7 protein-coding genes and 1 pseudogene are annotated in these 10,494 nt (G+C 62.5%); 1 reads left to right on the forward strand and 7 read right to left on the reverse strand.

Annotation, left to right across the window (positions count from 1 at the left end):
* Positions 1 to 221: 221 nt before the first annotated feature.
* From PSH66_RS30210 to PSH66_RS17755, 4 genes and pseudogenes are all read right to left on the reverse strand, one after another.
* Entirely contained in the window at positions 222 to 827 is a 606-nt protein-coding gene (locus PSH66_RS30210) for a methyl-accepting chemotaxis protein (RefSeq protein ID WP_370694857.1), read from the reverse strand.
* Positions 819 to 1,535: pseudogene (locus PSH66_RS30215) on the reverse strand (PAS domain-containing protein); the annotation flags it as partial. The gene PSH66_RS30210 and the pseudogene PSH66_RS30215, both read right to left, overlap by 9 nt.
* Before the next feature lie 84 nt (positions 1,536 to 1,619).
* Entirely contained in the window at positions 1,620 to 1,898 is a 279-nt protein-coding gene (locus PSH66_RS17750) for a hypothetical protein (protein ID WP_078825083.1), read from the reverse strand.
* Positions 1,899 to 2,024: 126 nt separating this feature from the next.
* Complete coding sequence (locus PSH66_RS17755) at positions 2,025 to 2,774, reverse strand: hypothetical protein (RefSeq protein WP_078825084.1); 750 nt, start codon at positions 2,772 to 2,774, stop codon at positions 2,025 to 2,027.
* Positions 2,775 to 3,352: 578 nt separating this feature from the next.
* Between PSH66_RS17755 and PSH66_RS17760 the strand changes: the two genes are divergently transcribed.
* The gene (locus PSH66_RS17760; protein ID WP_078825086.1) at positions 3,353 to 4,120 is read left to right on the forward strand and encodes an ATP-binding cassette domain-containing protein; all 768 of its coding nucleotides are present in this window, start codon (positions 3,353 to 3,355) and stop codon (positions 4,118 to 4,120) included.
* A gap of 40 nt (positions 4,121 to 4,160) precedes the next feature.
* On the opposite strand, the gene fhuF is transcribed toward PSH66_RS17760, so the two are convergent.
* The 3 genes from fhuF to PSH66_RS17775 form a co-directional block, all read right to left on the reverse strand.
* Positions 4,161 to 4,916, reverse strand: a complete 756-nt coding sequence (fhuF, locus tag PSH66_RS17765; RefSeq protein WP_305427342.1) for a siderophore-iron reductase FhuF — start codon at positions 4,914 to 4,916, stop codon at positions 4,161 to 4,163.
* A gap of 91 nt (positions 4,917 to 5,007) precedes the next feature.
* Complete coding sequence (locus PSH66_RS17770; RefSeq protein ID WP_003174648.1) at positions 5,008 to 6,363, reverse strand: lysine N(6)-hydroxylase/L-ornithine N(5)-oxygenase family protein; 1,356 nt, start codon at positions 6,361 to 6,363, stop codon at positions 5,008 to 5,010.
* A 72-nt stretch (positions 6,364 to 6,435) separates the two neighbouring features.
* The gene (locus tag PSH66_RS17775) at positions 6,436 to 10,494 is read right to left on the reverse strand and encodes an amino acid adenylation domain-containing protein (protein WP_305427343.1); all 4,059 of its coding nucleotides are present in this window, start codon (positions 10,492 to 10,494) and stop codon (positions 6,436 to 6,438) included.

Here is a 10,494-nt window from a genome sequence, read left to right on the forward strand (position 1 = left end):
GGCCCTTCACGCTGACAGTCATGGGAAGACCTGCATGCCCTCCAGGTCACGCCTTATTAACGGACCAGACCCTTCCCACAACAGTGTCGGAAACGGATTATTTAAAGCGCGCGAAATCGAATAAGTGCAATCGCTTTCAGGACGAAAGCGAAATAGATGCCCCATCGTCCGATGCAAACGTCACCTCTGCGCAGGTGACGTTGGGCCGCGTAGCGCCAGGCCTATGACAACTCGTTCGCAAAACGCCCGACCGCACTCACCACCTGCTTGGCCCCCCCTTGAATCTCGGTGATCACCGCGCCGGCTTGGTTGGCCAGTGTCAGCCCCTGCTCGGCCTGCTCGCGACTGCTGAACATCTCGGTAATGGCTTCGTCGGCAAGGCGTTGGTTTTGCTGGACCACGCTGACGATCTCTTCGGTCGCCGCACTGGTACGACTGGCCAGTTGCCTGACCTCATCGGCCACCACCGCAAAGCCGCGCCCCTGTTCACCCGCGCGCGCCGCCTCGATGGCCGCGTTGAGGGCCAACAGGTTGGTTTGCGCGGCAATGCCGCCGATGGTCTGCACGATGGCGCTGATCAACAGCGACTGTTTGCCCAGCGCCTCGATGCTGGAGGTGGCCGACTGCATCTGCGCGGCAATATTCTGCATGGTCTGCACAGTATTCTGCACAACCGTTGCACCGCGCTCAGCGGTGACATCCGTTTGCAGCGACACCTCGTACGCCACCCCGGCGGCCTCTTTGACTTCGGATTCGCGCAGTACCTGGTCAGTGACAACGCTGGCAAACTTGACCACCTTGCACAGATTGCCTTCGGCGTCGTGCACCGGGTTGTAGGTCGCTTCGAGCCAGACCTCATTGCCACGGCTGTCCACCCGCTTGAAACGACTGGCAACAAACTCACCGCGATTGAGGGTTTGCCAGAAACTGGCATACGCGGGCAACGCAACATCCTGGGGGGTGCAAAACATACTGTGTTTTTTACCGACGATCTGCTCGAGGGTATAGCCCATGGCATTGAGAAACTGGGTATTGGCGTTGACCACCGTGCCGTCCAGTTTGAATTGAATGACGGCCGTTGAACGTAACAAGGCGTTGATGAACGCCTCGTTTTCCTTGGCTTTTTCGATGGAGTGAGTGACTTCGGTGCCATAGCCCTGGATCTGCGAGAGCTGGCCATTACGGCCCTTGATCGGGTACCAGGTCAGGTTGATCCAGGCGAGGCTGGCGTCGCTGCGCAGGTAGCGGTAGTCGTCGGTCACCGGCTCGAACCGGGCGACCGCCGCGTTGAAATTGCGAAAGCAGGGCAAATCCTTGACGTAGGGCGGAACGACCTCACCCAGCAGCCGACCCTGCAGTTGCTCGCGGGAATACCCCAATACCCGGGCGAACGCCTCGTTAATCGTGGTGATCCGAAAATCGGCATCCAGGCAGATCGACAGCTTGCCGCGATCGCACTGCGCAACGAGTTGACGCAACAGGAACAGCTCGCCGTCCTGGTCTTGTAGATCCTTCTTCAAGCGTCGATTAAACATATGCGCATCCCTGGGAGTTATGTTGACTGCATCGACCGTGCTGCCTTCAACTTAAGCACAGGACGACGAACAGTCACGCAACCCTCAGCTATTTTTGCAGGCAGGCAGCTCCAGCGTCTGCATCAGCTCTTCAGCTTCCGATCCCGGCGGGAACCTGAAACCGTACATTTCGTCGGTCGCCAGGATCGTCCCAAGGGTATCGAGCAACTGCGCCTGGGTTGGCGCATCACGCAGCAGCTTCTGCGCAGGCAATAACAATTCGGCAGCAACGCCTTCGGCACTTGCGGCGTCGATCACCGCGAAGAGGATAAAGCGCAGGCGTATTTCGCGATCCGTCGGCCACACCGTTTTTCGCTTTCCCAAAGTCGGGCCTCATTTTTTCGGAAAAGTCCGAGGCTATTGCTGACGCAGGGGTGTTTCAAGCATCGGAACGCAACATAGGCCGCTTCCTACAATAAAAAGGGAAACCCCGCACCAATCACACCACATTCACTGCACCGGCAAAAAATTCATCAACAACAAACTCTGCGCATAGTTGAGGCCGATACGCCGATAGCGCTCATCGAGCATCTGCGTCAACAGGTCGAGCCGCGCGACAATCTTGCCGAACTCCACCGCAAAGCTGAGGTTACTGCCCTCCTCCGATATTTCATTGGAAAACAACAGCAGCACACCGTTGGCGTCCTGGCGTTTGCCGAGCAGCCAGGTGGCCTTCTCGATATTGCGTGCAGCATTGCTGACGAACTGCGGGTTGATCGAGTCGGTGATGTAGAACTCGGTGCGCCCACCATGGGCAGTCACCAACATGCTGCCGATCGCGTAGATAAAGGCACCGACCCGATCGCCCTTGAACTCCGGGCTCAAGGAGTAACTCAAGGCCGCCAGGTCGCGACGGTCGCCAAGGGCGGGCAGCGCTCGGCGCTGCTCGATGGCCTGGCGAATTTCGCGCTCGGCACTCACCGCGTCCGGGTAACCGGACTGCCGCCATTGGCTGGGGTTACGCAAGTAGAGCTTGCTCATCAGCATATACAGGCTTTGCAGATTATCGCGCATGCCCAGGGTCGCCATGCGATCGACGCTGGTCTGAAAGAACTCATCGGGTTTGCCGTTACTGAACTGCTTGGCGATATCCCGGCCCTGCTGCTGGCTGCAGCCGCTGGCGCAGAGCACGAACACCGCAGCCAGCAATAACGGCCGCTGCCCTCGACGATTTTTTGAAACAGTAAACGTGCAATCCATCGGCACCCGATCTTGTGCTTCTGCCCACACAGGAAATTGGCGGGGCTGGGACAGAAATAGAGCGAAAAAATGCAAAAAAGTGCGGCAAGCGTCGACAGATGCTCTGAGAAGCGCTTGCCAGAGCGATCCATGACGAATGCACTTGAGCGCCTATACTGTCTAGAACAACTGCGTGTGTTGTTGGCGAGCCAGGACGGCACCTCACTTTTGAGTGGCCTGGCGCGTGTAGGTAGATTGGCTAAGGCACTGAAGCCAGCAGTTGTCAATGAGGTCACGTCGATGAAACATCCAATTCGAGCACAGCTGTTTGCCCAGGTGATTTGCCTGCTTTCGGTGGCTCAGCTTTTTTGCTGACTGAGAGGGTCGGTGCGTTGCAAGTCAGCTGCGCAGGTGGCAGGGATAGGTGTCGCCCAGCGAACCGGCGACCGCCGAATATCACCCGTTGGCCCCACGCATAAACCGCTGCACGGGCAAAGGTCGGTTGGTGTGACACACCATCCGCGGCCACGCGCGCCACACAATCTTTGATAATGCTTCTTGTTTGATCTAGATTAGTGTCTTTTACCCTAGGACTTCCAATGTTCGAGTTGCAGGCTCTCTCTTTCGAAATCCCCGAGCGCACCCTCCTGCACCCGCTGGACCTGACCCTGCCCCATGGTCAGATCATCGGCTTGATCGGGCATAACGGCTCCGGGAAATCGACCCTCCTCAAGTTGCTTGCCCGCCAGCAAGCCGCGAGCCGGGGAACGGTAACGCTCGATGGCGTGCCGTTGTCGGCCTGGAAAAACCGCGACTTCGCACGGCAGGTGGCCTACTTGCCGCAACAACTGCCCGCCGCCGACAGCCTCACTGTGCGCGAACTGGTGCGCTTTGGCCGCTACCCGTGGCATGGCGCCCTGGGGCGTTTGAGCGAGGAGGATCACGCGCAGGTCGAACAGGCCCTGGAACTGACTCACACCACCGCCTATGCCGACCGCCTGGTGGACAACCTCTCCGGTGGCGAACGCCAGCGGGTCTGGCTGGCCATGCTGCTGGCACAGAACAGCCGCTATCTGCTGCTCGACGAGCCCACCTCGGCGTTGGACATTGCGCATCAGGTCGAGGTACTGGGATTGATCCGCGAGCTGAGCCACAAGCTGGACCTGGGCGTGGTCGTGGTACTGCACGAGATCAACATGGCTGCACGTTACTGCGATCACCTGGTGGCGTTGCACAGCGGCCGGTTACTGATCCAGGGTCCACCGGCGGACTTGATGAACAGTGAAGTGCTGGAGTCCATCTATGGCATCAGCATGGGCGTCATGCCGCACCCGCGCGATGGCTCGGCGATCAGTTTTCACTACTGACGATTCGACCCGGTCGCGGTTTGTCCGGCCTCTTTAGCCCTCAGGCACACGCCAGCTTGCCGGAAGGTTTGACCTTAAGGGGACAGTTGCCGCATAGCTCAAGCTCAGGCAACAGATAGCGTACGCAGCAGACCTTGCGCTCGCGGCGCAGGCTGGCTTGACCCTGTTCATCGATGATGGGCAGATACTGCACAGGCTGGAAAAGCGGATTCCGGCGCCCGTCGGGGCGGGTCTTGGTTTCCAGCAAAAGGCGGCCTGGCGCCAAGCGTTCGGCGGGCATGCCGGCCTTGGCCATCAGGTTGAGCAGGTTTTCGAAATAGTTGCCGGCATTGCTCCACAGCACCTTGGGCGAAAGCTTCACCTGGCTGGCCATGGCCTGGAACAGCGGCTGCAAGTGATCGTCCAGCAAGCCCGAGAACAGCTCGAACGGATCACTTACCTCGGCCGCGAACGGCTCGCCTTTGCCTATCAGGCGAAACGCCTGGGGCAGGAACTCTTCATCCAGCATCAGGGCGGTGTCGGCCAGGGACAGCGGCAGACGCCAGCGCAACAACAACGTGGCCCCCATCACGGGTGGCAGCAGTTTGACGATGTAGTGCTTGGCCCACAACGACACCAAGGCACGGCGGTCGCTGCCGTCGTAGCGCTGGCCGAAGCGGCCTTGCAAGTCGTCAAAAGCGTCGGGCGCCAACAGCCTTTGGTAAGGGATGGCCGGACGAGGATCGTCGGCCAGCACCAACACGTCACGGTAGGACTCGAAATCACCACGAAACAATGGTGCAAGCACGTCGATCATCAGCCCCTGGCACCCTTGTTCATAGAAATTGACAAACGAGAAACAACATCATTTACCCAGCATACCCGATCGGCTGTGAATATTCAGCCCATCAGGCCGAGACGCTTCGACCGACCGCGCGGCGCGTTTCAGGGGCCGATTGGGGCGCTTGAATGCCCTCCAGTCGCTTTTCCAGGGCAGCGGCGATCTCCCCGGAGCGCGCCGGCAGGACAGACAACAGCGTGTCGCTCAGGCCGTGGGACTGCTGGCTGAACCCCTGGATAAAGACCGGTGCTTCCAGTGCAGGGCGCGCCAGCAGTTGATAATCGCGATCGACCCGGAAATCTTCCAGATAGTCGTGGAGTGGGGCAAGCAATTCGCGATGCGAACGACGTTCGTAGCCGGTAGCCAGGATCACCGCGTCGTAGCGCCGCGTCTCGGTGCCGCCAGTGTCCAGCTCGCGCAGTTGCAATTGCACGCGACCATCCACTTCACTGGCGCTGTCGATGGTCCGCCGGCAGAGGAAACCGTGGCGATCGATGCCGGAGACTTTCTGCCGATAGAGAATGCCGTAGATGCGCTGGATCAGGTTCAGGTCCACCACCGAGTAGTTGGTGTTGTGATACTCGCGGATCAGCCGCTCGCGCTCGGTTTCCGGCTGGTTGAACACCAGATCGGTGTAATCGGGGCCAAAGATTTCGTTGACGAACGGGCTGTCGTCAGCAGGCTTGAGCACACCGGCGCGCAGGATCATATCGACCTGCACGTTCGGGTAGCTGTCATTGAGGTCGATGAACGCCTCGGCGGCGCTCTGGCCGGCACCGACCACGGCGATACGCATCGGCTCGCCACGGGTGCACGGTTGGGTGGCCATGGCCGATAAGTAACGGCCATGGTGGAACACCCGTGGGTCGTCCTTGAAGCCGGCGAACGCCTGGGGAACCTTCGGTGTGCCACCGGTACTGACGATCACCGAGCGGGTCTGGCGGCTGACTTCGTGACCTTGCAGGTTCCGGCTGATGACATTCAGGTGCCGCACCCGACCGCTCACTTCGACCACGGGCTCGACGCGCAGCACTTGCTCGCCATAACGGCTCTGCTCGGCGAATTGCGTAGCGACCCAACGCAGGTAGTCGTTGTACTCCATGCGACACGGGTAGAACGTGCCCAGGTTAATGAAGTCCACCAACCGACCATGGACCTTGAGGTAGTTGACGAACGAGAAACGGCTGGACGGATTGCGCAGGGTCACCAAGTCCTTGAGGAAGGAAATCTGCAGTTCGCTTTGGGCGACCAGGGTGTTGCCGTGCCAGTTATAGTCGCTCTGGCGCTCCAGGAAGAGCGCATCGAAGGCCTTGCCGCCCTGCTCCGCGCGCTCTTGCAAGGCAATGGCCAGGGCCAGGTTGGAAGGGCCGAAGCCAATGCCAATCAGGTCGTGGGGAGCCGTCGGGGTGAGGTGCTGGGTCATGTGACCGATTCCTTCCAGAGAGGGTGGGAGAGCGGGCCGGAACATCAGGACCGGCCGCCGGATAAGGTGTTTTCAGAAAACGCTCGCGGCCTTGGCGAATCCAGCGCCCTCCGCTCGCTTGCCGGCTTCGAGGGCCGCCAAGGCCCGCGCCAGCTCTGCCATGAATTGCGGGTGGCGGATAATGTCCAGGTGGTGCGCGTTCGCCACGCAGCGCTGCTCGACGACGTTGACCAAGGCACTCCAGTCGCGCAGGCGTTCGCTGCGGGTCAGGGAGTCGTCGGCCTGCCAGACATGCGCATCGATGGCCAGTGGCGCATGCACCTGTCGGGCAGCTTTCAATCGCTTGTCGAGCAACGCCCACTGCTCGAACTCCCGAGACAGTAAATCCGGCCCGTCGCAGGGCAATTGCCCGTCGCACGCCAGCACATATCCGGCCAGGGCATCGCGCTCAGCGTCGTCCATCAGCGCGAACAACCCCCGCCATTGGGCGGCCATGGCCGAGCGGGCCAACCAGCTTTCCAGCAGCGGTTGCGCCTGGGCGCGCGCGGCCTTGTCGAGCGGTTGCTGTGGATGGAATGGCACCGACTCGAACACATCCACCAAGCCAAGGAAATCGACATGGGCGCGCCCTTGCAGCAAGCGCGCGGTCTCCAGGGCCAACTCACCCCCGGATGACCAGCCGAGCAAGGCGCAGCGTCCACCCTTGACGGTGCGGGCAATGTAGTCAGCGTACTCACCGGCCAGCGCGGGTAAGTCATAGCCACGCCAGCGTTGCTCGGTATAGACATGGCTGACAAAGCCATACACCGGCCGTTCGCCGCCCAGGGCGTCCACCAGCGGCTTGAATTCGCTGCTGTTGACGATCAGCCCCGGCAGGCAGAACAGCGGCACGCCGGCGCCCGAACGCGACAAAAACACCACCTCCGGGTCGGCCACCGGCGGCGGAGCCAAGCGTTCGGCCAACGCGGCGAGGCTCGGCGCATTGAGCAAGTCGGCGAGGGTCAGCTTGCGCTCTCCTTGCAGGCCCTGCTTGCGGATGCGCGCGAGCAGTTTGAGGCTGAGCAGCGAGTCACCGCCCAGTTCGCCGAACGATGCGTCGCGCGCGATATCGCTACGCCCCAGCAGGTCGCTCCATAACTGCGCCAGCGCCTGTTCCACCGGACCGCGCGGGCCCTCCCTCACAGGCTGGGGGGTCGGCGTCGTCGGCAAGGCGCGACGGTCAAGCTTGCCATTGGCCGTCAGGGGCAGTTGCTCCAACACGGTCCAGTGGGACGGTACCAAGGCGTCCGGCAATTGGGTCGCCAAGGACTGTCGCACGGTGTCCAGCGTAGTCCCGGCCGCCAGCACCAGATAAGCCTGCAACTGGTCGCCACCGTCTTCACCGGGCACGGCGATCACCGCCGCGTCGCGCACCCCGGCCAGATGGCGAATCGCGGTGCTGACTTCACCCGGCTCGACCCGGTAGCCACGAATTTTCACCTGATCATCGCTGCGGCCCAGATACTCCAGGCTGCCATCGTCGAGGCGGCGCACGCGATCGCCGCTGCGATACAGGCGCGCACCGGGCGCGCCATACGGGTCCGGCACGTAGCGTTCGGCGGTCAAGCCCGGTCGGCCCGAATACCCTTGGGTGACACCAGGGCCGCCCAGGTACAACTCGCCCATTACGCCGCGGTCCGCCGGATTCAGATAAGCATCCAGGACCCGGGCCTGGCCGCCCGCCAGCGCAGTGCCGATGGGCAACGTGCGAGCGCGCAGGCGATCTGCCTTGGCGGCGTCCTGGCACAGCGCGCCCACCGTGGTCTCGGTGGGGCCGTAGTGGTTGAACACGCGCAAGTGCGGAGCAAGCTGGCGAATTTCATCAAGCAGCCGCCAGGCAGTGGCTTCGCCGCCGAGGATCAAGGTGTGCCGTGGCAGGACTCGAGCCGGTTCGCGGGCGTTAAGCAAGGCCTGCAAATGACTGGGAGTGATCTTCAGTACATCGGCGCCCTGCTCGCCTTGCCACTGGGCAAAGGCGTCGGGGTCGAAAGCCTGCTCATCGGCGGCCAGGTGCAGCACACCACCCTGGCTCAGGGCGGCGAACAGCACCGTATGACCGAGGTCGGCGGCCACCGTCGAGACCATGGCAAAACTGCAGTTCGCCGGCAATTGCAGACGCTGGCCCAGCCCTGCGATATACGCGGCCAGGTTGCCGCGACTGGCGACCACCGCCTTGGGCGTGCCGCTGGAACCCGAGGTGTAGATCAAATAGGCCGGCAACTGTGGCACCTGCACCGGCCAGGCCGTCAGCAGCGAAGGCGTCGGCAGGTTCAGGTCCAGCGCCAGCCAGTCCAGGCCGGGCACCTGGGGGTTGTCACCCAGGGCCAGGCACACACCGCTGTCGGCCAACACGGCCGCACGACGTTCGGCCGGCCAGCGCAAATCGATGGGCACATAGGCAGCGCCACACTTGAGCACCGCCAGGATGCCGACCACCAGTTCCGGCGTGCGTCCGGTCAGCAGCGCCACTCTGGCACCGGGACCGACGCCACGGGCCAGCAGATGTTGGCCAAGGGCATCGGCGGCGTGGTCGATGTGTGCGCGAGTGAAGGTCGCGCCGTTGCAGGTCAAGGCCGCGGCGTCAGGGTTGAGACGCTGCTGGCGTTGCCAGGCGTCAAGCACATCTTCGGCGGCGATTGCCGGGGCATCGTCGCGGTCTATGGGTGCGACGGCCAGTTCCAGCAACGGTCGGCCCGGCGCCCGGCTGACGGTATCCGCCAGTGCGCACAGACGCTCGGCCAGGCCCTCGATGCGCTCGTCGTCGAACAGATCACAGGCGTAAGCGATCAGTGCTTCGATGCCATCGGCACGGTCAGTGAAATCCACGCTCAGATCGAAATGCACTTCGCCCGCCGCCAGCCCGTCGAGGCTCATGGACAGGTCGGCGAAACGCTGCGGGCGGCTGGCCGATTGCTCCGTGCATTTGACCTGAAACAGCGGATGCGTACCCGCCTCACGGGGTGGCGCCAGGGCCTGCACCAGTTGGTCGAACGGCAGTTGGGAATGTTCCTGAGCCTCGAGCAAGGTGCCGCGCACCTGATTCAGCAGCTCGATAAAACTGCCTGACTCGTCGATGCGGTTGCTCAACACGCTCAGGGTGGTGAAATAGCCCACCACGCGCTGGGTTTCGGCGCGGGTGCGGTTGGCCAGCGGCGAGCCGATGCAGACCCTGTCGGCACCACTCTGGCGAGCGAGCAACAGGTTGAGCAGCGCCAGCATGGCCATAAAGGTGGTCGCACCGTTGGCCTTGGCCAGGTTGCGCAAGCGCTCGCTGGTGTCCACCGACAATTGCACGCGCACGCTCGCCCCACGCGGGTCGCGAACCGCGCTGCGCGGGCGGTCCAGCGGCAGCGCCAGGGGGGTGTGATCGTCGCCGAGTTGCTTTCGCCAATAATCGAGTTGCCGGGCCTGCTCTCCAGCATCCAGCCAGCGTTGCTGCCAACCGGCGTAATCGGCGTATTGCACGGCCAGCGGCGACCATTGCACCGCCTGCCCCTGGCAGCGCGCGGCGTAGGCCGCGGCCAGGTCTTCGATGATCAGGCCGATGGACCAGCCATCGGCGAGGATGTGGTGCAGGACGATAACCAGCCGATGCTGCTGCGCGCCCAGGCGATGCAACTCCAGGCGCACTGCCGGTCCGGCCAGCAGGTCGAATGGCTCGCAGGTCAGCGTCCGGGCTCGCTGCTGCGAGGCCTGCTCGTCCGGTTCGAGGCACGCCAGTGCCTGAAACCGCACGGGATTGATGTATTGCTGAGGCTCGCCGTCGGCGTCCTGAATAAACGAGGTGCGCAGCGCTTCGTGGCGGGCGAGCAAATCATTGCAAGCCTGCTCCAGGGCGTCGACGTCCAACACACCACCGAGGCGCAGCACGCCCGCCAGGTTGTAGGCCGGGCTGTCGGGCTCGCGCTGCCAGGCGATCCACAGGCCGCGCTGGGCGGCGGACAACGGCGAAACGTCCGGTCGCGGCAACGCGACCATGGGCAGATCGGTGAAGCGGATACCGTTTTCCTCGAGTTTGGCGAGGAAGGCCTGGCGCCGCTCAGGTGTCAGCTCGGCGAAACGCCGAGCGATTTGGTGCGGATCGATACTCAT

The sequence above is a fragment of the Pseudomonas sp. FP597 genome (genome assembly GCF_030687435.1).
GTDB classification, from domain to species: domain Bacteria; phylum Pseudomonadota; class Gammaproteobacteria; order Pseudomonadales; family Pseudomonadaceae; genus Aquipseudomonas; species Aquipseudomonas lactucae.